We start from the raw sequence: 21,892 nt of genomic DNA on the forward strand, positions 1-21,892 counted from the left end.
GGCCGGGTGCTGTACCCAGCCAGCCGGTCGGGCGCTGCCTCGTCGTTAATCATGACGACGCCTTCCACCGGTGCGGGCACAGCAGCAGCCGCAGCGCGGCTGCCGCCTGCTGTGGGACGACGCCGTTGCCGAGAACCCGCAGCGCGAGGGTGCGCGGCAGCCCCAACGCCGGGTTGGTGACGTGGCCGGCGTTGAGTCCCATCAGCCATTCCACGAACGGCGGGGCGAGCACAGGTTTGCCGTGCTGCCCGGTCTGCGTGGGCTCTGGCGCCGGTCGGCCGAGCAGCAGCTCCCACCGGGCGACGGCGGCGGCGTAGACGCCCCACCGCTGCTCGTCGAGATGGCCGAGGCCGGCGACGGTGGTGCGCAGGTCCGCGCCGCCGTCGCCGTGGCGTCCGGGACCGCGTCCGTCGGACGCGCGGGGGGTTGGCAGGGTGCGGGCGGGTACCCGCACCGCCGCCGAGGGGAGGGTGAGGTCGCCGTGGGAGCCGCGCTGGCCGGGGCAGCCTTTCGCTCCGTCGGTGGCCCTCGGGGTGGGCAGCAGCACCTGCGACAGCGGAGGCCGGAATCCTGCTCCCGCCTTGCGTCCGGGAGTGCCGGTGTCACTGGCCCTCGGGGTGGGCAGCAGCGCTTGGGGGTCCGGTGGTTTGCCGCCGGGGTGTGGTTGGTAGCCGCGGACCGCTGATTCGAGGGTTGGCCGCCAGGTGTCGCGGTTGCTGCCGCTCATGTAGCCGGTGCCACCCCCAGCGGTCGGGGTGGGCAGGAGTTTCCCGGCGATGCCGGCGAGGCTCGGCCGGCGGGTTGCTCCCGCGGACGGGGACTTGTTCGACCCGTACGCCACCGCGGTGGGGGTGGGTAGCAGGCCGTGGGTGGATCCGGACGGTTCGATGAGGTCGGGTAGCCCGTACTGGTGGCCGGGGCCTTTGCCGTCACGGGCGCACGGTGTCGGCAACGTCCGCACCTGCTGTCCACCGCTGGGCGGGTGTGGCCAGCAGGAACAGTCGGTCGCGGCGGTGGGCGGCGCCGATGTCGGATGCGCGTAGGCACGTCCAGCTCGTGTCGTACCCGATCGAGGCCAGGTCGGCTTCGACGACATCGAACCCCCGCCGGAGCAGCGCGGCGACGTTTTCCACGAACACGAGCGGCGGTCGAAGCGCGCGAACGGCGTCGGCGACAGCACTCCACAGGCTGGAGTGCTTGCCGCCGATCCCGGCGCGCTTGCCGGCGTTGGAGATGTCCTGGCAGGGGAACCCTGCGGTGAGGATGTCGACCGGCGCGACGGTCCTCCAGTCGACGGCGCGGATGTCACCGAGGTTGGGCACGCCGGGCCAGTGATGAGCCAGGACGGTGCTGGCGTGTCGGTCGGTTTCGGCGTACCAGGCGAGCTGGCCGCCAAGCACCAGCTCGACGGCCATGTCGAGGCCGCCGTAGCCGGCGCACAGCGATCCGATCCGGGGCGGGAGATGCTGCTCAATCACGCCACCTCCCGCCCCGGCGTCGCCACCGCGACGTCCGACTCGACGGGATGTGGGCAGGTCCACGGCCCACACCCAGGCACGTCCGCCTCCTCGCCGCGGAGGCGGAGAGTGACCTGGTCGAGGGGGATCCGCTGCCGGTGCAGGAAGAACTGTCCGCGCAGCGGCTGCCCGGCGGCGTTGGCGCGCGCCGACCCATGGCGGATCGCCGCGTCGAACGCCACCGCGTCCGCCCACCCGTGCGGGTCGTCGCGGCGCAGCCGCGCCCACTCACTGTCGGTGCGGTACGGGCACCCCACGCAGGCGCTGCGCGGGGTGTCGGCCAGCCCGTGCCTGGCGAGGTAGGCGAGACAGTCTTCCCGCCGCCACCCGAGGTCGAGCAGCGGGAAGACGTTTCGCATGTAGGCGACGTCGGCGTCGCGGGCGCGGCCGATCTCGTCGAGCGAGATGCCGATCGCCATCTGCGCGACCAGCCCGGACGGTACCCGGGCTGGGTGGGGATAGCCCAGGCGGCGCCGCACCTCCGCCTTGATCGGTTTGATCTTGTACTCGGACGTGCACTGTCGGCGGGCCATCCCCCGCTCGCCGTCCGGTCCGAGCGTGAACAGGGGCATGGAGGCGAACCGGTGCGCGGGGTCGAGCGCGTCGGTGCGGATGTTGCCCGCCGACACCCGCACGATCGGGATCCCGGCCGGGGCGGCGAGCCGCTCCAGCCGGCGTAGGTGGGCGTAGACCGGGGTGGGTTCCCAGCCGGTGTCGGCGAAGATCGCCGCGTCGAAGGTGGGGATCTCACCTCGCACGGCGAGCAGGAGGACGGTGGAGCTTTGGACGCCTGCGCCGAGGCTCAGGTACCGGTGGGTGGGTGCGGTCACGCGACCACCCCGCCCCCGGTGGCGTCGTTCAGGATTCCTGAACCCGAGTCGGTCTGGGGGCGGCGGAAGATCAGCACGTCCTCATGCGTGATCAGGTGCAGTGGGGTGCCGCCGGCGCGGGCCTTGCGCACGGCCTGGAGTTGGAAGAACGACGGCCGGGCGACGAGGTGCCCGTCGCGGACCGCCGCGAGCAGCGCCACGCACCGCTCGGTCGGTACGAGACCAGCGCGGACACCGGCGGCGATCACGGCGCTGGGCAGGTCGACCAGCTGTCCGTTCTTGCGCCACGGTCGGGCGGTGACCACCACGGTGCCGCCGGGGCGCAGCAGTACCGCGCAGCCGGCCAGGATCTGTTCGAACCCGTCGGTGAGGCCGGTGAGGTCTCGGTAGGCGAGGTTGCCGCGGTCGGTGCCGTCGTTGTAGGCGTTGTCGAACTTGGCCACCCCGTCGGCTCCGGGCCGCACGAGGCCGTGGACGGTGGGCCCGTACGGCGGTGAGGTGACCACGAGGGCGACCTGTTCCGCGAGGGCTGCGGGCAGCAGTGACCGCAGCCGGGTGGCGTCGCCACGGACCACCGACGCCCGCCCCGTGGCGCCCTGGGCGTGGGCGTGGGTGATGTTGGCGTCCGCGGTGTTGGCCCAGCGTGGCTCGTACTCGACGCCGATGGCGTCGCGGCCGGCGTGGGCGGCCTCGACGAGGGTGGTGCCGATCCCGCACATCGGGTCGAGCACGAGGTCGCCGGGCTGGGTGTAGGCGTGCACGGCGTGGGCGGCGATGGCCGGGAGCATCCGGGCGGGGTGCTTGACCGACTCGGGCACGTACCGGCCGCGTCGTTGTACCGGTCCGGTCTGCTGCGCGGTCGCCCAGACCGACAGGCCGTCAGGCTCCACGGCGTGGCGTCCCGTGGTGTCGCGGTGGCGGCCGTCGTAGTTGCGGTGCCGGCCGTGGTAGTTGTCCTCGGCCGGCTGGTTGGCCTCGGTGGGGTTCGGGGTGTGCTCAGCCACGGCGGTCACCCCCGTCCTGGCGTCCGCCGCGTGGCGCTACGGGTGAGAAGACGAGCAGGTCCGCGTGGACCCGCAGGTGCGCCGCCGCCCACTGCGGGTCGGCCTGGTGGGTGAGGGTGAGCAGTTCCTCGTCGGTGACGTGGTAGACGAACGCGTCGCCTTCCGCGTCGGCGGCGACGGCGACGATGTGCTGCAGGTAGCCCAAACCGACGGACGCGGCGGCGGTGGCAACCGGGGTGAAGTCCTCCGGCCCACCCGCTGCGGCGGTGGGGACGGTGACGACCAGGACGAGGCAGCCGCCGGGGCGCAGCAGTCGTGCGCAGGCGGTCAGCAGCCACGCCAGCCGGATCCGGTTGGTGGCGTCGGCCGGGTCGAGGGGCCAGCAGGCGACCACCAGGCTCGTCGCCTCCGAGAGAGACGTGTGGCCGGGCGCGGTGACAGGCGGTTCGGTGGGCAGATCGGGGTTGGTGAGGTCGTCACCGAACCAGGCGCTCATGTCCGGCACGTCGTCGCCGTCCTCGCCTAGGGCGGCGGGGTCGGGGTGGGCCGGCGGAGTGGGCGGTCCGATGATCAGGCTGGACGCGTCGGTGAACCAGGCCGGGTGGTGCGCTCGGTCGCCCGCCGCGCAGACGGCGGCCAGGGCGTGGTCGGTGGTGAGGTCGACGACGACCTCGCCGGGGCGGGTGTAGGCGGCAACGAGGCGGTAGGCCAGTCGGGCGCCGATGCTGCGGCCGGCGTCGGCCGGGCCGCGGGCGGTGCGCCACACGGTGACCGGCACCGGCGGGTCGCCGGCGACCAGGTCGATCAGGGTCGGGTCGACCTTCTGCGGGGCGACGGGGCGGACAGGGGCGTTGTGGTGCTGCGGCGTGTGCTCGCTCATGTGATGTCGGCTCCGCGCCGCGCATGCAGTGCGCTGACACCCTTAAACCCGCGGCTGTGTGCTCTGGCGAACGCCTGCCTGACTCACAGCCGCTCACAGGCACTCACAGCACAGACGGTGGACATCTGTCCTTTCTCAGTTGACCTGCTCTTTTCTCAATGTTTCTGCTCCGACTGGAGGGTTTTCTCAGTTGAGGTGATCCGGCTGCCCTGTCAGGTTCGTGAGCGCTGCCGGAGATTCCGTCGCCGCTGGCGACGCTGGCGAGTTCGTGGTCGAGTTCGTCGGCGTGGACGGTCAGGTGCGCGGTGAGCCGCTGGCGCGGTGTGGCGGAGTGCGGTTGTTGCCCGGCGCTCAGGATGCCGATGAGCGGGGCGTCGAGCGCCCGGATGTTGGCGGCGTAGGAGGGGCCTCCGTCCGCGACTACATCGTCAGCAAGATCCGCGACCAAACCGTTCCCCGGAGCAGATCAACTGAGAAAACCAACCCGAAACGCCAGCGCGGAGCAGGTCAACTGAGAAACCCGACCACCCGCATTCTCAATCGAACTGATCCGCCCAGCTCAGCGCGTTCCGCCCGGATCGACTTGACTGAGAACGGACAACATCGCGGTCACGGCGGCGACTAACGGCGGACGGTCACCCGCGCGGACGGCAGATTCCGGGGACACACGACCCCGAACAGCGGTGCCTGTCGATGCTGCGGCCACTCCACTCCGCCGCTGTCATCGTGGAATGTCGATGGACATGGTGCGGTGCCACCGTGCCCGCGGCGGAGGGGCAGCGCCCTGCGCGACACTGACCGCAGTCAAGTCGGACACGCTGACCGCAGGGCACGCGCGCCGATGCCGCCGACGTGACCCGTCACGTGGCCGCAGTGACCATGTCCGGCGCCGAACGGGGACACGGCCACGTGTCCGCAGCGGGTGTCCACGTCCTGTTCAGCGCCGTTGAGGGACACGCGTGTCAGAGATGACGGTCGATGACGCGGGTCGCGGCGGGAGCGGTCTCACGGGTGCGCCGGCCGTCCCGGGGCGCGTGTGGCCGTGCGCCGGGACGACGTGGCCGCCGCGGCCGCCCGGCCATGTCCCCCTGACGGTGTCCACCGGAGATCCTCGATGGTCATGCTCCGGTGGTGCCGCGCGCTCGGTCACGTTGCGGAGGGCTTCCCTCGGCGCGGCCACGCGCTGTCCGGCACTGGTCATGCCACTGCGGCGACCTCTGCGGCTTGTCCCGGAGCCTTGATGGGTGACATCGGCTGGTTTCGGGCGGCCAGCACGGGCGTCGTCCGGAGCGTCGCCGTTCGTCCGCGCGGAGCTGTCTCTTCCCCACGCCGCGCTGTCCGTTGACAGCGAAGTTGAACCGCCCCTGGTCCCGATGACCAGGGGCGGTTCATCTTCGATGGCAGGGGAGTCGGTTCGCCTGCTCAGATGTGACTGGTGGGCTCGAGGCTTTGTGCCACCGAATCTGACCCTGATCGTGGTGGTAGCCGTCGCGCCGCGATCGGGTGGGCCTACGCACCAGCCGCCGCGACGAACACCAGCTCAGCGCCAGGCCAAACGGATTCCGCCGTCACCAGCGTCATCATCAACTCCAGACTCGTTGGCCAGGGGCGGACCATCTGTAGCGGCAGAAACTCCATCCGAACCAGATTCGATGGCAAGAAGTCCAACTTCGCTGGCAACGGACACGCGCGGCGGCCGTCGCGAGACCCGCTGTGAGTGGCTGTGAGTGGCTGTGAGCGCGCTGCGGCGGGTCGCTGTGGTGGGCGCCCGAGGTCGGGTGTTCGTGCCGGTGCGCAGCGGACGGGCCGGTGTCCCTGTCGCTCACAGCCCTGCTCAGCGGCGCTCCCAGCCCCGCGTCGCGCGCGTAGGAGCTGGCGCGTGGGCGGTAGGCGGGGGCGTCTCGCCGGCCGGCTTGTCCGCAGTGGCATTCCGGCCCTGACCTGGCCTGTGAGCGTGTGTGAGTCGGCGGTGGCGTAATCGGTGCCCCAGGCGTCGCCGGCATCCGGCGGCGCGTCATCTCTGACCTTGGAGTGGCAACCATGACTGCGTCGAACATCCAGTGGCCGGACTCTCCGTTGGACGCGGCGGACGTGGCGTTCGGCGCGTTGACCAGCGATCCCGAGCCCTTGTCGATCGATTGTGACGTGTTCGGTCCGGACGTCGGCCTTCCGCCGGGTGTGATGACGTTGCCGGCGGTGCGGGACTGGCTGCTGGCGCACTCCCGGGCCTTTGCGGCGCGCGACGCGGTGTGGGCGGAGGTCATCCGCCGCGCACGGCTGGACGGGCCGCGGTGGGTTATCGGCGCGGTCGGGATGGCGATGCCGGCGCTGCGCCGCTACACCCGCCAACTGTGTGCCGGCTACCGAGGCGACCCCGACGACGTCGAGGCGGAGATTCTCACCGGGTTCCTGGCGGCGCTGCGCGACCACGTGGACCTCGCCCGGCCCGCCCCGTACGCGGCGTTGTGCCGCGCCGGTTGGCGTGCCGGCTACAGGCTGCGCCAGCAGGCCGGGGAGTTCACCACGGTCGACGACGTGGAGCACGTCACTGGGCCACGCACCCCGCAAGTCCCATACGGGCATCCAGACGTGCTGGTCAGCCGGGCGGTGGGGTTGGGGATCCTTGACGTGTGCGATGAGCAGCCCTACATCGACGTGCGGCTGGGCCGTCGGGCGATCGAGCCGATCGCCGCCCGGTTGGGCCTGACCACCGACGCGCTGCGGATGCGGTTGGGTCGCATCGACACCCGCATCGCCGAAGCCCTCGCCACCGGGCTGCTGACCGGCGTCGCGTCTCCGCAGGCCGCGAGGCAGTTGTCCGCGCAGGCCGAGCGTCGGGCCGCCTTGCGCGTTGCCAGCGCACAACGGGCCCGCAGCGGCCCCGTGGAGGCAGCAGCGGCGTAGCCCGCAGCCCACCTCACGCGGCGCCCCCATCGTGTCTGGTGGGGGCGCCGCGCTGTGTCCTGCCAGCCGGGCCGGACGCTTGAGCCGCAAGCCGACGTCTCGAAGGGGGCATGGCGCTGCGGCGCTGCCGTGGGCGGTGTGCGGCTTCTGGTCCAAGCCGCCGTCGGCGTCCGGATCTCGCTGTCGGCCCGTGGTGTGAGCGGTTGTGAGTGGCTGTGAGCGGCTGTGACTTTGGCAGGCGTTCGCCAGAGCACACAAGCGACGGTTTAAGGGTGCGGGGCCTTCCCGCCCGCTCCGGCGGGCCGCAGGGGGTTCCGCCCGCCGCTAGAGGGCAGGGCCCATACGGACAGCCCGAGCCGGACGTTCCCGGGTGCCGCGCAGGTTCGGTGCGCTGACACTCATCGAACACCGCTACCCGACAAGGGGAGGACGTGCTCCCCCCGGGAACGGTTCGTGTTCGTGGCGCTGTCCGCGCCCGCCCTCTGGCGGCGGCCCACTCACGCTGTCCGCCCGCTACCGCCCCGCCATGCGCCCCTACGGGGCCGTCTCGGGGCCGGAGGTGACACCACCCATGTCCCGCGTCCCGGCACGTCTTCGTGCCCTCACCCACTCCCGCACGCTGCACCGCGCCGCCACCGCGACCACCACCGCGGTGCTGGTGCTGACCGCGCCTGCCGCCGCGCACGCCGACCCCGGCGGGCCGGTGACGCTGGCGGCGAACTCCCTGCCGGACGTCATCAGCAACCTGCAGACCTGGCTGATGGGACTCCTCGCCGCAGTCGCGACCCTGTTCCTCGTCCTCGGTGGCGTCTACTGGGCCACCGCCGGGGGAGACCCGGCCCAGGTCGAGCGGGCCAAGGGCGCGCTGAAGAACGCCCTGGTCGGCTACGGCCTGGCCGTCCTCGCGCCGATCCTGCTGGAGATCGTCCAGAGCATCGTCGGGGGCTGATGCCGCTATGGGTTGGCTGCTCGACCAGATCCTGGACTGGCTGGCGACGGCGATCCTGGCGACCCTGGACGCGCTGTTCGGGGTGATCAGCAGCGCCCTGCTGATCACCCCGAACGTCACCAGCCTGCCGCAGGTGCAGGCCCTGACCGGCCGTTCCGTGCTCGTCGTGGACACCATCTTCGTCCTGGCCTTCGTGGCCGCCGGCGTGCTCACCATGACCGCCGGAGGCAACGAGACCTCCCGCTACACCGCCAAGGACCTCGGTCCTCGCCTGATCGTCGGGTTCGTCGCCGCGCACTTCTCGCAGCTGTGGTGCGGCATGCTCATCGACCTGGCCAACGCCCTGACCGGCGCGCTCACCACCCCCAGCGGGGACAGCGACGGGGCCCTACGGGCGATCAAGACCCACATCGGCGCCGGGCAGGACAGAACGGCGACGCTGCTGTTCGTCGTCTGCGTGGCGATCATCGCCGTGCTGCTCGCCGCGACGGCGTTCAGCGTGATCGTCCGCTTCGCGATCGTGCTCGTCCTGACCGCCGTCGCACCTCTGGCCTTGGCGTGCCACGCGCTGCCGCAGACCGACCCGGTCGCCCGCCTGTGGTGGCGCTCCTACGCCGGGATCCTCGCCGTGCCGGTGGCGCAGGGCCTCACCCTGTACGCCGGGCAGTGGATGCTCACCGACCCGCAGCACCTGATGCCGGTGCTCGGCCTGCCCGTCGACCCGGGCGGCGCGCTCAACCTGTTCGTCGTCATGGTCATGCTCTGGACCACCTTGCGGGTGCCCACCCTGATGAGCCGCTTCGTGAGCGCGGGCGCCAGCAATCGCGGGGTGAACATGCTCGGCGCGGCGGTGCGGGTGCTCGTCGTGCAGCAGGCCACCCGCGCGGTCCCCGGCCTCGGCCGTGGGCTGCGGGCGGGCCGCTGACCTGCCCTGGCCGCCGTGCGGCACACCCGGCCCCGCCCCGGCGGACCGCGCCCGTCGCGCGCACCACCGCCAGCCCTGACCGGCCTCACGATGGAAGGACGCGTACCTGATGCATCCCACGAAGAATCCCGACGCGCAGCCCTACAGGGCTCGTGTCCCGGCCGACGTCGACGCCCCGGACAAGGTCCTGTACGGGCTGACGTTCCGTCAACTGGCGATCCTCGCCGCCGCCGCGCTGGCGTTCTGGGGCGCCTGGCGGGCGCTGCACCAGCTTGTGCCGGTGCCGGTGCTCGTCGGCGCCGCCGTGCTGTTCGGCGGTTGCGTCTTCGGGGTGGCCGTGGGCCGCCGCGACGGCCTGCCGCTGGACGTGTGGCTGCTGGCCGCCATCCGCCACTCACAGGCGCCTCGGGCGCTGTCGACCACCGACACGACCTCGAGGGTCCCGGACTGGGTGCAGGCTCCGAAGAGCCGGGTGATGGTGCCGGCGCCGTTGAAGCTGCCCGCCGACGCGATCGACGACGGCGGGGAGATCCGCCTCGGTGGCGGGCGGGCGGCGATGGTCGCCGCGTCGAACGTCAACCTCGCCCTGCGCACCACCGACGAGCAGGCAGCCCTGATCGACACCTACGGGCGGTGGCTGAACTCCCTGTCCACACCGACGCAGATCGTCGTGTCGGCGCAACCGGTGGACCTGCACTCCGCCGCCCGCACCCTGTCCCGCGCGGTGGACCAGCTCCCACATCCGGCCCTCGCGGACGCGGCGGCCGACCACGCCCGTTTCCTCGACGACCTCGCGACCCGGCGGGACCCGCTGCGCCGGCAGGTCCTCATCGTCACCTGCGGCAACGCGGGGGAAAGCGGAGAGCACGCCGCCAGGCGGCGCGCCGACGACACCGTCCGCGCCCTGTCCGGCCTCGGCGTCACCACCCGCGCCCTGGACGGGGCGGCGGTGACCGCCGCGATCGCCGCCGCCGCCGACCCCTACCGGCCGCCCCGACCCGGCGGCCTCGCCGCGCCGGACGCCGTCGTCACCTCAGCCGCGCCCCGCCGTTCTGGAAGGAGCCACCCGGCATGAAGCCGCGCCACCGGACCCCACCCACCGACCACCGACAGCCGCACCGGTTGGCGGCGGCCGTCGCGCCCGCCTCGGTGGAGGTCACCCCCCGCTTCCTGCGGGTCGGCGACGGTTACGCCGCCACCCTCGTGGTGACCGGCTATCCGGCCGAGGTCGGCCCCGCCTGGCTCGAACCCCTCCTGTCCTGGCCGGGCCGGCTCGACCTCGCCCTGCACATCGACCCGCTGCCGGCCCCGATCGCCGCGGCACGCCTGCGCGACCAACGCGCCCGCTTCGAGTCCTCCCGCCGGGCCGACACCGAGCGCGGCAAGCTCACCGACCCCGCGGTGGAGGCGGCGGCCGAGGACGCGGCCGATTTGGCCAACCGGCTCGCCCGCGGCGCGGCGAAGCTGTTCCGCGTCGGCCTCTACCTGACCGTGCACGCCCGCACCGAAGACGAACTCCTCGAAGCGTGCGCGCAGGTGAAGGCCGCCGCCGCGTCGACGCTGATCGAGGTGCAACCGGCCACCTGGCGACATTTGGCCGGCTGGACAACCACCCTGCCCCTTGCCACCGACAGCCTGCAGATGCGCCGCACCATGGACACCGCCGCCCTCGCCGCCGCGTTCCCCCTCGCCAGCGCCGATCTGCCGGCGCCGCTGCCTGGCGACCCACCCGCCGACGGCGGGGTGCTCTACGGGATCAACCCGGACTCCCAAGGCATCGTCTGGTGGGACCGCTGGGCCCAGGAGAACCACAACTCCGTCGTCCTGGCCCGCTCCGGCGCCGGCAAGTCCTACTTCGTGAAGCTGGAGATCCTGCGCAACCTCTACCAACGGGTACAGGTCGCCGTCATCGACCCCGAAGACGAATACCTCAGGCTGGCCGACGCGGTCGGCGGCACCGTGGTGCGCCTCGGCGCCGCCGGGGTGAAGATCAACCCCCTCGACCTGCCCGCCGGGGACACCCGACCCGACACGCTGACCCGCCGCGGCCTGTTCCTGCACACCCTCATCGCGGTGCTGCTCGGACAGCAACCGCCCCCGGCGGAACGCGCGGCCCTGGACCGGGCGATCCTCGCCGTCTACCGCCAGGCCGGCATCACCGCCGACCCGGCCACCCACCACCGGCCCGCGCCGCTGCTGCGTGACCTCGCCGACTGCCTGCACGGCGACACCGACCCGGCCGCCCGGCAACTCGCCGCGCGCCTCGCCCCGTGGGTGCACGGCTCGTTCTCCCACCTGTTCGACGGCCCGTCCACCACCCGCCTCGACGGGCACCTGGTGGTGTGGTCGCTGCGGCAGCTGCCCGACGAACTGCGCGGCGTCGGCACCCTCCTCGCCCTGGACGCGATCTGGCGGCAGGTCGACGCCCCCGGCCAGACAGCGGTCCGACGGCTGGTGGTGGTGGACGAGGCGTGGCTGCTGATGCGCGACGGCGAGGGCGCCCGGTTCCTGTTCCGCATGTCCAAGGCCGCCCGCAAGCGCCACGCCGGCCTGGCCGTGATCACCCAGGACGTCGCCGACGTCCTCGGCACCGACCTCGGCCAGGCCGTCGTCGCGAACGCCGCCACGCAGATCCTGCTCAAGCAGGCACCGCAGGCCATCGACGCCATCGGCGACGCGTTCGGCCTCACCGCGGGCGAGCGGCGGCTCCTGCTCGCCGCCCGCGTCGGCACCGGCTTGTTGATCTCCGGCACCAACCGGACCAGCTTCGAGGCCGTCGCCTCCCAGGCCGAGCACCACATCTGCACCACGAGGCCGAGCGAGCTAGCCGACCTCGACGACGACGAAGGAGACGACCTGTGACCCCGCCCCCGCCCACCCACCTCTGGACATCGACGCCGCCGACCCCGTCACCGCCGGGCACCGACATTCCCACGCCCGCCGCCGGTCCCGCGCGGTGGGTGCTCGACACCGCCGCCTGGGCCGCGCAACGGCCCTGGCTGCTCGCCGTCGCCGCGGCCGCGCTGATCGCCTACGTCGCCGGCCGCAACCTCATCGCGCTGTGGCGACACCGCCACCACGCCGACGGCGCCCGCCTCGTCACGATCGCCCCGCCACCCGAGGTCGACCCCCACAGCGCCGCAGCGCTGTGGGCCAACCTCGCCGGCACGCTCACCCCGTCCCGCCGCCGTCGGCTGCTCTACGGCAGCCCCCACGTGGCCTGGGAATACACATGGACCGGGCGGCGGCTGCTCATCTCCGTGTGGGTGCCCGGCACCGTCCCACCCGGCGCCGTCGAGGCCGCCGTGCGCGCCGCCTGGCCCGGCGCCACCTGCACCACCGACGACACCCCCGACCCGCCGATCCCCCTCAACGCGGCGGCGGTGGGCGGGCACCTGCGGCCCGCCGCCGCCGAATGGCTCCCCTTCGCGACCGACCACGACACCGACCCGCTGCGCGCCCTGATGTCCGCCGGATCCCAACTGAAGGCCGACGAGTACGCCAGCGTGCACATCCTCGCCCGCCCCGCCACATCCCGCCGCGCGCTGCGCGCCCGACGCGCCGCCACCCGACTACGCGACGGCAAGACCGCCCTGCCCGCCATCAACCCGGCCGCGCCGCTGCTGTGGCTCATCGAGGCGTTCCTCCCCGGCCGCCCCACCCACACCACCAGCCGTCCCACACCGGCCGGACGGCGCGACCCAAGCGTCGAACGCGACGTGCGGGCCATCCTCGACAAGACCTCCCACCCGCTATGGGAGACCGCCGTGCGCTACGCCGTCGCCAAGGACACCCGCCGCGCCACCACCGACCAGCGCCCCCGGCTGCGGGGCGTCGCCGGCACCATCGCGTCAGCGTTCGCCGTGTACTCCGGCCGCAACCGCCTCACCCACCGCGTCCGCATGCCCCACCCCGCCGCTGTCCTCGCGCAGCGGCGCCTCGGCGCCGGGTTCCTCACCTCCACCCCGGAGTTGGCCGTGCTCGCCGCGCTGCCCCGCGACCTGGCCGTCCCGGGCCTGGACCGGGCCCGCGCCAAGTCCATGCCCGCGCCGGTCGCCGTGCCCACCGGAGCCGGTGGGCGCGGGGCGAAGGTCCTCGGCGACGCGCAGGTCGGCGACCACGGTGTCGCCCTGTCGGTGGCGGACGCGAGGTATCACACGCATGTGATCGGGTCGACGGGCAGCGGCAAGACGACGCTGCTGGTCAACATGGCCGTCGACGACATCACAGCCGGCCGCGGCACCGTTGTCATCGACCCGCACGGCGACCTGGTCCTGGACATCCTCGATCGGCTACCCGAAGCAGCCAAGGACCGGGTGGTGCTGTTCGACCCGGACCAGCCCAACCCGCCGGCGATCAACCCCCTCGCCGGCGACGACCCAGACCTCGTGGTCGACAACCTGGTGTCGATCTTCGGGAACATCTTCGCCAAGGCGTGGGGTCCCCGCATGGACGACGTCATGCGCGTCGCCTGTCTCACCCTGTTGCGACACGCCAACGTCACCCTGCACCACATCCCGCCGCTGCTCAACAGCAAGCAGTTCCGCGCCGCGATGACCGTCGACCTCGATGACCCGGCCGGACTGCGCGGATTCTGGCAGTGGTACGACGAACTCAACCCCGCCCTGCGCTCCCAGGTCATCGGCCCCGTCCTCGCCCGGCTGCGCGCGTTCCTGCTGCGCGACTTCGTCAAGCGCACCATGCGCTACCCCCAGTCGAGCTTCGACATGGGCGAGGTCCTCGACGGCGGGGCGCTGCTGGTGCGCATCCCGAAAGGGCAGCTGGGGGAGGACACCAGCAAGCTGCTGGGCTCGCTGATCCTGGCGCAGGTGTGGCAGGCCGCCACCGCCCGCGCCCGCGTCGCCGCCGACCAGCGCCGTGACGCCACGCTGATCATCGACGAGGCGCAGAACTTCCTCACCCTGGCCAACAGCCTGGACACGATGCTCGCCGAGGCCCGCAAGTACCGGCTGTCCCTCGTGCTGTCCCACCAGGACCTCGCCCAGTTCCCGAAAGACCTCCTCGCCGCCGCGTCGGCGAACGCCCGCAACAAGGTCTACTTCTCCTGCGCGCCGGAGGACGCCCGCGTCCTGGCCCGCCACACCCTGCCGGAACTCGACGAGCACGACCTGACCCACCTCGACGCCTACACCGCCGCGACCCGCCTGGTCGTCGACGGACGGCAGACCCCGGCGTTCACCATGCGCACCCGCCCACCGAAGCCCGTGGTCGGCGCGGCCACCGCCATCCGGCAGGGCGCCGCGCAGAGGATCAAGCCGCAGGAGGCCAGCGCTCTCGACGCGCTCGTCGAGCGGCTCTCCGAACCGAAGAAGGACGACAACGAGCGAGGCGCCGCCGACACCCGCGGCGCCGGCCGGGCACGCCGCGACGCCCGCTCCGCCTGACCACGGCAGGACCGACACTCCCTCGACGTGCCGGCGGCCCAACGGGGCGAAAAGGTGGGGTTCCGTGGCGTCTTCCGTGGCGTCTTCACCGCGCCTTCACCACCCTCTCCCGCCAGCACGCCCCGTCCGAGGGGCTCCTGTGCCTGTTCGCGCAGCACATCGCCGGTGACCAGCTCCGGCCACCGGCGGTGACAGTTCCAGACTCCCTCCTCACAGGAGGGAGTCTCTCCGCTTCCACTCCCTGAGGAGATCCTCATGTCAGCGCTCTCACCGACTCCTGAACCCCACCGGTCCGAACCTCACCCGCCCGAACCCCGCCCGTCCGTGCCGACCCGCCGGCCGAGCAGGGCCGAGCGGCTGCCCTACCTGCGCCGGCTGACCCTGCGTGACCGCCAACTCCTGGCCTGGCTCGCCGAGCACTACGTGCTCTCGACCGCGCAGATCACCACCGCGCTGTTCCCGTCGGAACGCTCGGCGCGGCTGCGCCTGGCCACGCTGCACCGCATCGACGCCGTCCACCGCTTCGTCGACGTCACCACCGGCACCGGCCAGCACCTGTACACCCTCGGCCCGCTCGGCATGCTCGTGCACCCCACCACCTACACCGACCCCGAACGCCCCGACGCCCGACCGCCCCGCAGCAGCATCGAACGCACCGAACGCATCATCGGCAGCCCCCGCCTGTGGCACCTGCTCGGCGCCAACCAACTCTTCGTCGACCTGCACGCCTACACCCGCACCGACCCCAGCGCGAAGCTGGTGCGCTGGTGGTCCGAACAGCACGCCACCGCCGCCTACACCCTGGCCGGCATCCGCCCCGACGGACACGGCATCTGGCACGCTGCCGGCCGCACCGTCGGGTTCTTCCTCGAACACGACAACGGCACCGAACCCCTGCGCACGGTGCTGCGCAAGCTTCGCGCCTACGAACGCCTCGCCGAGTTCGGCCCCCGCTACCCCGTCCTGCTGCGCGTGCCCACCCACCGCCGCGAAGCCCACCTGCTCGACGCCCTCGCCGGCGTGCCCACCGTCATGCCCGTCGCGACCGGCCTGCACCACGAGCACCCCGCAGGCCCCGCCTGGACCCTCGCCGCCGAACCCGGCCCCCGCCGGTGGCTCCATGAGCTCCCCACCGACCACGGCCCCGACAACACCGCCACCAACCCCCACCGCTACACCGACCCCGACGACTGACAGCCCCGCTGGCTCGCGCACAGCCGCTCACACCGCAGGTCACCGCCCCTCACCGCCCCACCGGGACAGGTGAGGGTCACAGCCCGGCGAGCGGCTGTGAGCGGGCCAGCCCACTCACAGACACTCACAATCGCTCACACCGGTCCCGTCCCACACCGGCAGTTGATCTCTCGCAGTGCAGGTCAACGGCCCTTCGGCGGGGCTGATGCGGCCCCAGCCCGCTGTGAGTGCCCAGGGCTACGTTTCACGGCAACACCACACCTCATATATCGCTCCACCCGGTTCGGTCCCACCCGAAGGGATTCCCCGCCGCACCAACCCGGTGCGTTACGCCCACCCGCTTCGGCCGGTCGGTACGCGCCCCGCGCGGCGACCCTGACGGTCGCGCCAACCACCCGCACCACACCTTCCCCTTTCCGCTCTGACCCGACCCATGCACCCGGTGGGTCGGTCAGTCCTGCGCGCCCAACGCGCACCCACCCCGAAGGAGGACCAACATGCCCAAGAACGCGCCCGCCGCGGCCAAGAGCACCCCGACCGCGGTGGTCACCCCCGAGGCAGTCGTTCGCACCATGATCGTCTGCGTTCCCGACGAGCTGTCCCAGGTACTCGACAGCACCCGGCAACTCGAACGCCACCTCGGCGTATCGGGCACCAGCTGCCCCCGGTACTGGGCCACCCCGGCCCTGCGCCCCTGGCAGCGTGGCCAGCTCATCGACCTGCGCAAGGCCAAGACCGGACCCCGGTACTGCGCGGGCGGGCCCATCCGCCTGCTCGACCTGGCCGGGATGCGCCACGGCGCCTACGTCGGCGCCAGCGTGCGTCACACGCACTGGACCCACGTCGTCGCGGGCACCAAGCCCGCCACCCCGTGGCCGGCCTTCCTGCAGAAGCACCTGTCCGACCCGTCGGGATATCCGATGGACGTCGCGACCGCCGAGTTCAACCGGCAGCCGCGAGTGCAGGCCATGCGCATGCACAACGCGGCGACGCCCGAGCCGGCCCAACTCAACCTCGGCGACCTGGAGATGTTCCAGGCCGGCGCCAGCGCGTACGCCAACTACCACGCCCTCTGGGCGCTGTGCACCGACGCCTTCCTCACCGAGGCCGGCGACCGGATGCAACCGGTCAGCGCGTTCTTCGCCGACCGGATCACCTACCTGGAGCAGGCGGCCCGCTATCTGGACTCGCTCGACGAGGACCAGCGGCTGTTCGCCATCGACCTGCAGCACCGGTGACCGCAGGCCGGTCGGGCCCGCCAACGGCATCCCCCGCACCCGAAGGGAGCCGCTACGGCCCGACCGGTCCCACCACCGCAGGACCAGCTCACGACAACCCAATTGATGATCGGAGGACACCGATGGCAATGATCGTCAACCTGACGCCGCACCCTGTCCGGATCTGGCCGGAAGACACCCCGGACCGCATCGACCCGGACAGCGTCACGCCCCTGCGCGTGATCCCACCATCCACGCAGCACCAACCCGCGCGGTTGGGGGAACGCGTCGTCGGACCCGACGACCTCGATCTCGGCGTCCCCGTCGAGCGAGTCGCCTTCGGAGCGGCGCAGCACGGCACCCCGTCGCTACCGCCGCCGGTCGAGGGCACCTACTACCTGGTGTCCCTCGTCGTCGGCCTCGCCGCGTACGACCGCGACGACCTGCTGGTCTGCCACGCCACCGTCCGAGACCTGGACGGCTGCATCATCGGCGCCCGCAAGCTCGCGCGTCCACACCGCCTCTGACAGCAACACCGAACCGGTCGGGCCAGCACACCACCCCCTCGCACCCAAAGGGACCCGTGTGCTGCCCGACCGGCTTCACCCCACTCCACGGCCCACAAACCCACCTCGTGCGGATCGGCTGTGGGCGTCCGTCCCACACGCACCAACAACCCTCACGGAAGGATCACCATGTCTCGCTTCCTGTACTTCGACCTGCAGGCGGTCACCGCCCAGGCCCGGCACGCCATCCTCGCCGACCAGAACCTGCCCACCCGCAGCGGCGTCGGCGACAACCGCTCGGCCGAGCCGGCGCTGCGGCTCTACCGCTACTCCGGGCAGCCACGGCTCGCCGGCAACGGATACCACCGGCCCTTCGACGCCGTACCGCCGTCGGTCGCTGCGGACAACGACCTGACCACCCCGGCGGCTCGACTGCCGCACATCGACGACGCGCAGGGCCTGCCGCTGCTCGACAGCGCCGGACCGTCTCTGATGGACCTGCTCACGCACGGCCTGACCGACGGCGCGCAATGGGTGATGGTCGACCCGAACACCCTCACCATCGGTGTCGGCCGGCGCCGCCAGCGCCACGCCGCACGCTGACCCACAACCCGCATTCCCGAGTGGGCCGCCTGTCGCACCTGCGAACAGGCCGGCCCACCTAGGTACGCCAGGAGCGCAGGCGACGGAGTTGACCGAGAGAGCTACCGCAAGCGCCAGCGGCTCGGCGCCCGGTCCCCGCCAGCCGTCCGGATGAGCGCACACGTCCCATCGACGGTCGGTGCCTTCTGGCACCCACGTTTCGCGCGCCGTCATCACCCGACCTGCTCCCGCCAGTGGCCGACTCACACGGGATGTGTAGCCACCGCGGTTCCCGGCCAGGCTGGCCGCTCATCACACGGCCGGTCGGAGGCCCCTGACGCCGGGCGCCCCGGGCATGGGGCGCCCGCATCCACCTGGCCTGAGACAGGCCGCCCTGTTCCTCTTCCCGCCATTTCCCTTCCAAGGAGGTCCGGTTCACCATGTTCAACCGACTGTGGTTCCGCGTCGAGGACGTGCTGCCCCTGGCAGAACACGCCCTCGCCTGCACCACCCACCGCCTCACCCACACACAACTCTCGGCAGGGGAACACAACACCCCGGCTCTGATCCTTCACCGTTCCGGCAGCGACGGTGAGCTGCGCTCCAACGGTGTGCCGGTCTGGTACAACCCCTACGGCAATGAACAGACCGCCTACGGCGGCGCGTGGCGGCGCAGGGGCACGTTCCTGGAGCCTGCCCAGCACCTGTACCTGCCGCTGCGGCACGCCGGCCCCGACGGGCGCCGGCTCATCGACGTCCTGCGCGAAGGCCGCGCCCTCGACCGCACCTGGCTCGCGATCGACACCGACAATTCGTCCGGCCTGATGCTCGACGTCACCCGGGTGGAGCTGTTCGACCACCGTGCGGAAGTCGCCCCGCCGGAGGTGCGTTGGCAGCCGGCCATGGTCACCTCACCGGAGGTCGACGACAGGGAATATCCGGCGCTGATCGCCGATGGCTATGACACCGGGGAACTCGGCCACGTCATCTGCCGCTTCGATGCCCACACCGTGCGGCAGATCGCCGAGGACATGTCGGGGCCACCGCGCGCGGACACAACGCCGGACGAGCGCCCGGTGTTGCGCCTCGACGGCACCACTGTGGTGCTGCTGGAGGAGATCGAACTCGGCGACGGCACCCGTCTCACCGTCGACGATCGCTGCTACCCCGACCAGGACGGCTACTACAGCCTCGGTGCCTACCGCTGGATGTGGCTTCTCGCCCCCACCCAGTCGATGCCCGTTCGAACCGGCGGCGACTGCACCTGACCGCCTGACTACCCACACGCGCGAGAGCACCACCCGCCGGCTGCCCCGACAGGCACCTGAGGGATCCGAGAAATCACCGTTCTGACCCCACGTCGACCGAGATCTGCCCTGCCGGCTCGCCGGGGGTCCCGAGATCCGGTCCTCGCACTTGATCACCGCCGCGTTCGAAGCGTGGATCAGTGCTGACCTCACACGAAAGGGAGACGCCCATGACCGACGCACCGGAACCCGTACCGGCCCACGCCATGTTCAAGGTCCTCGCCGCACTCGCAGAACTCGGCGAAGCCACCGCCGCAGCCGTGGCCGACAACGCCGGGCTCGGCTACTCCACCGCCACAGCGAAGCTGCGCGCCTGGGAGCAGACCGGGCAGACCGAACGCGTCCGCACCGACGACAACCGTGCCGTTTGGCGCCTGACCGACACCGGCCGCGCCACCGTCGGCACCGACCAGGCCACGCCACCGGCATCCGGCACCGCCTCCAACGTGCCGTCCGCCGATCCGGCACAGATCACCTCCGACCCGCCGGACGACGCCCTCGCCGGGGCCGCTGACACCGCAGAGCTACCCGAGGAGAGCGCTGCGCCGGAGCCCGAGAATCCCGACCACGGCGAACCCTCGACCTCCGCCAACGGCACCGTCGCTCCGCCGGACGCATCCCCATCGCCCGACAGCGACGACGAACGCGCGCCCTCGTCGGACGGGGACATCCAGCAGCCTGCCACCGCATCCGACGACGAGCGCCGCGCTGACGACGACTCCGGCGACGAGGCCACCCCGACCGGGCGTAGCCGCCGGGCGAAGGGCTCCCTGCGGGGCGCGGTGTTGGACATCCTCGAAGCCCACCCCGACCGGGCCTACAAGACCAGCGAGCTGTGCAAGCTCATCGACGCCGCGAACGCCGGCACGGACGCGAAGAAAGCCAGCGCCGGCGCGGTCAACAACGCGGTGGTCAAGCTCGTCGCCGCCGGCGAGGCCGTGCAGACCGTCGAGCGCCCGGCCACCTTCCAACTCGCCCCCGCCACCGGCGGCGAGTGACTCCCACCTGTCAGGCAGCCCGAGGGCGGGCGTCGAAGTTGGCGCCTCACGCCCACCCCCGGTGCTCCTTCGTATCCAAGGAGCGTTCCCAGTGTCTTCTATCCTGCACACGATCGCCATCGCCGTCGGCGGGATCCTCGCCGGCCTCGCCCTCGCCGGAGCCCAGCTGTGGCGGCAGCAACAAGCCCTACGGGCAGCCCGCTACGAGGCCACCCACGACGAGATCACCGGCCTACCCAACCGGCGGCTGTTCCTCACCCGCCTGCGCGCCGCCCTCGCCGACAACACGCCGGTCGGGGTGGTGCTACTGGACCTCAACCGGTTCAAGACCATCAACGACACCCTCGGCCACGAGGTCGGCAACGACCTGCTCGACCAAGTCGGCCGGCGCTTGGCCAGCCTTCCCGCTCCGGTGCGGGTCGCGGCCCGGCTCTCCGGCGACGAGTTCGCCCTGATCGTGACGGGCGATCGAGATGACGTCGCCGCCGCGGCGGAGGCCGCGTGGCAGGTGATCGCCTCCGCCCCGATCCGGGTCGTCAACGGCGACCTGCAGGTGACCGCCTCGGTCGGCTACACCCACGCCCATCACCTCCAGGCCAGCACCCGGCAACTGCTCACCCAGGCCGACTCCGCCATGTACGAGGCGAAACGCGCCAGCGGTGGCGTCCGCGAGTACCTAACCCACCGCACGCCCACCGCACGCAGCCGCGACCGTCACGACCACTGACGCCCGCCACTGCCCACCACGCACGTCACAGACCCCGCAGCCGCGCCGGCTGCGGGGTCTTTCGCCTTTTTCACCCCTGACAAGGGAGACCTCGGTGTTGTCCTTCAACGCTGTCCGCACCCTCACCGAATGCCTCATCGCGGCGGACGCTGACGCGAACCAGATGGGATGGGGTCAGCCCCCGACCCTGCTGCTTGTCCACGACTGGCTCCTGGCCCCCGTCACCTCGAGGCGACGGCGCAAGATGCGCAGCCTGGAGTTCCCGCTGCACCCCGACGACATGCTCGCCGACCCCGCCGGGCTGCCCGCGCTACTGCACCGCCTCGCCGCCGGCCTGACCAACCCCACTGGGCCCACGTCCTACCAGGCCACCCTCGACACGATCATCAGCCGGATCCGCGCCACCGCGCCGGACGCGCGCCTCGTGGCCTGGGCCGCCTGCTACGACGACATACACATCCGCGAGGGCCAGCCACGACAGGTCCGCCGTGTCGACGCCGTCGACACCGACGGGCGCGTCTACCAGCTCACCCACCCGCGCGGCGAGGACCACCCGCTGGTGCTCGTCGATGGCACCCCCGACCCGAACGACATCCCCGCCACCTATCCCGGTCTGGTCGCGCTGCTGGCCGCCACCGCCCGCTACACCCAGGCCAGCGCCACCGGGGCCACGCCACGCCTCGATCGATTCCGGCCCCGCGCCGACCCCGACGAGCCGATCTTCAGCGTGTGGGGACCCGACGGCGCGTCCATCCGCTGCCGGGTCTGCGGCGCCGTCGACAAGGTCGTCTTCACCGAGGTGCCGTCCATGGCCGGCTACGGCGAGGACACCGACACCCGGTGCATCCGCTGCGGGTCGGCCGAGATCACCGACCCGATCTTCGGCTGGCGCGCCGCCCCCGCCACCTGGCCGCCCCCACCCGAGCCCGACCAGCCGTGACGTCCAC

The 21,892-nt window shown here is 72.2% G+C and carries 20 protein-coding genes; 15 read left to right on the forward strand and 5 right to left on the reverse strand.

What is annotated here, in order from left to right; translation table 11 throughout:
* Positions 1–49: 49 nt before the first annotated feature.
* From ACGFIZ_RS15480 to ACGFIZ_RS15500, 5 genes are read right to left on the reverse strand one after another with little or no spacing between them, the layout of a single operon-like run.
* Positions 50–961: a hypothetical protein gene (locus tag ACGFIZ_RS15480; RefSeq protein ID WP_393419648.1), complete on the reverse strand. Its 912-nt coding sequence runs from the start codon at positions 959–961 to the stop codon at positions 50–52.
* Positions 930–1,478, reverse strand: a complete 549-nt coding sequence (locus ACGFIZ_RS15485) for a DNA cytosine methyltransferase (RefSeq protein ID WP_393419650.1) — start codon at positions 1,476–1,478, stop codon at positions 930–932. Before ACGFIZ_RS15485 ends, ACGFIZ_RS15480 begins: the two co-directional genes overlap by 32 nt.
* Positions 1,475–2,347: a hypothetical protein gene (locus tag ACGFIZ_RS15490; RefSeq protein WP_393419652.1), complete on the reverse strand. Its 873-nt coding sequence runs from the start codon at positions 2,345–2,347 to the stop codon at positions 1,475–1,477. The genes ACGFIZ_RS15485 and ACGFIZ_RS15490 overlap by 4 nt, the downstream gene beginning before the upstream one ends.
* A complete protein-coding gene (locus ACGFIZ_RS15495) occupies positions 2,344–3,360 on the reverse strand; it encodes a TRM11 family SAM-dependent methyltransferase (protein ID WP_393419654.1) in 1,017 nt (338 codons plus the stop codon). Before ACGFIZ_RS15495 ends, ACGFIZ_RS15490 begins: the two co-directional genes overlap by 4 nt.
* Positions 3,344–4,231 (reverse strand): hypothetical protein, encoded by an 888-nt coding sequence (locus ACGFIZ_RS15500; protein ID WP_393419656.1) that lies wholly within the window; start codon positions 4,229–4,231, stop codon positions 3,344–3,346. Before ACGFIZ_RS15500 ends, ACGFIZ_RS15495 begins: the two co-directional genes overlap by 17 nt.
* A gap of 268 nt (positions 4,232–4,499) precedes the next feature.
* On the opposite strand from ACGFIZ_RS15500, the gene ACGFIZ_RS15505 reads away from it, so the two are divergent.
* From ACGFIZ_RS15505 to ACGFIZ_RS15575, 15 genes are all read left to right on the forward strand, one after another.
* Positions 4,500–4,856, forward strand: coding sequence for a hypothetical protein (locus ACGFIZ_RS15505; protein WP_393419658.1), 357 nt, complete (start codon positions 4,500–4,502; stop codon positions 4,854–4,856).
* Positions 4,857–6,271: 1,415 nt separating this feature from the next.
* Positions 6,272–7,135, forward strand: coding sequence for a hypothetical protein (locus tag ACGFIZ_RS15510; protein ID WP_393419661.1), 864 nt, complete (start codon positions 6,272–6,274; stop codon positions 7,133–7,135).
* A 571-nt stretch (positions 7,136–7,706) separates the two neighbouring features.
* On the forward strand, positions 7,707–8,084 hold the full coding sequence (locus ACGFIZ_RS15515; RefSeq protein WP_393419785.1) for a pilin: 378 nt from the start codon (positions 7,707–7,709) through the stop codon (positions 8,082–8,084).
* A 7-nt stretch (positions 8,085–8,091) separates the two neighbouring features.
* Entirely contained in the window at positions 8,092–9,009 is a 918-nt protein-coding gene (locus ACGFIZ_RS15520) for a hypothetical protein (RefSeq protein ID WP_393419663.1), read from the forward strand.
* A 109-nt stretch (positions 9,010–9,118) separates the two neighbouring features.
* Positions 9,119–10,084, forward strand: coding sequence for a PrgI family protein (locus ACGFIZ_RS15525; protein WP_393419665.1), 966 nt, complete (start codon positions 9,119–9,121; stop codon positions 10,082–10,084).
* Positions 10,081–11,871 (forward strand): VirB4 family type IV secretion system protein, encoded by a 1,791-nt coding sequence (locus ACGFIZ_RS15530; RefSeq protein WP_393419667.1) that lies wholly within the window; start codon positions 10,081–10,083, stop codon positions 11,869–11,871. Before ACGFIZ_RS15525 ends, ACGFIZ_RS15530 begins: the two co-directional genes overlap by 4 nt.
* The gene (locus ACGFIZ_RS15535) at positions 11,868–14,414 is read left to right on the forward strand and encodes a helicase HerA domain-containing protein (protein ID WP_393419669.1); all 2,547 of its coding nucleotides are present in this window, start codon (positions 11,868–11,870) and stop codon (positions 14,412–14,414) included. Before ACGFIZ_RS15530 ends, ACGFIZ_RS15535 begins: the two co-directional genes overlap by 4 nt.
* A gap of 324 nt (positions 14,415–14,738) precedes the next feature.
* Complete coding sequence (locus ACGFIZ_RS15540) at positions 14,739–15,608, forward strand: replication-relaxation family protein (protein WP_393419787.1); 870 nt, start codon at positions 14,739–14,741, stop codon at positions 15,606–15,608.
* A gap of 497 nt (positions 15,609–16,105) precedes the next feature.
* Positions 16,106–16,846, forward strand: a complete 741-nt coding sequence (locus tag ACGFIZ_RS15545; RefSeq protein WP_393419672.1) for a hypothetical protein — start codon at positions 16,106–16,108, stop codon at positions 16,844–16,846.
* A gap of 122 nt (positions 16,847–16,968) precedes the next feature.
* On the forward strand, positions 16,969–17,352 hold the full coding sequence (locus ACGFIZ_RS15550) for a hypothetical protein (protein WP_393419674.1): 384 nt from the start codon (positions 16,969–16,971) through the stop codon (positions 17,350–17,352).
* Between the two features lie 168 nt (positions 17,353–17,520).
* Complete coding sequence (locus ACGFIZ_RS15555) at positions 17,521–17,934, forward strand: hypothetical protein (protein ID WP_393419676.1); 414 nt, start codon at positions 17,521–17,523, stop codon at positions 17,932–17,934.
* 452 nt (positions 17,935–18,386) lie between these two features.
* Positions 18,387–19,181, forward strand: coding sequence for a hypothetical protein (locus ACGFIZ_RS15560; protein WP_393419678.1), 795 nt, complete (start codon positions 18,387–18,389; stop codon positions 19,179–19,181).
* A gap of 209 nt (positions 19,182–19,390) precedes the next feature.
* Positions 19,391–20,218, forward strand: a complete 828-nt coding sequence (locus ACGFIZ_RS15565) for a MarR family transcriptional regulator (RefSeq protein WP_393419680.1) — start codon at positions 19,391–19,393, stop codon at positions 20,216–20,218.
* A 91-nt stretch (positions 20,219–20,309) separates the two neighbouring features.
* Complete coding sequence (locus ACGFIZ_RS15570; RefSeq protein WP_393419683.1) at positions 20,310–20,945, forward strand: diguanylate cyclase domain-containing protein; 636 nt, start codon at positions 20,310–20,312, stop codon at positions 20,943–20,945.
* A 94-nt stretch (positions 20,946–21,039) separates the two neighbouring features.
* Complete coding sequence (locus ACGFIZ_RS15575) at positions 21,040–21,885, forward strand: hypothetical protein (protein WP_393419685.1); 846 nt, start codon at positions 21,040–21,042, stop codon at positions 21,883–21,885.
* The last annotated feature ends 7 nt before the right edge of the window (positions 21,886–21,892 follow it).

Origin of the sequence: Micromonospora sp. NPDC048830 (assembly GCF_043198215.1) — a bacterium.
GTDB lineage: Bacteria > Actinomycetota > Actinomycetes > Mycobacteriales > Micromonosporaceae > Micromonospora.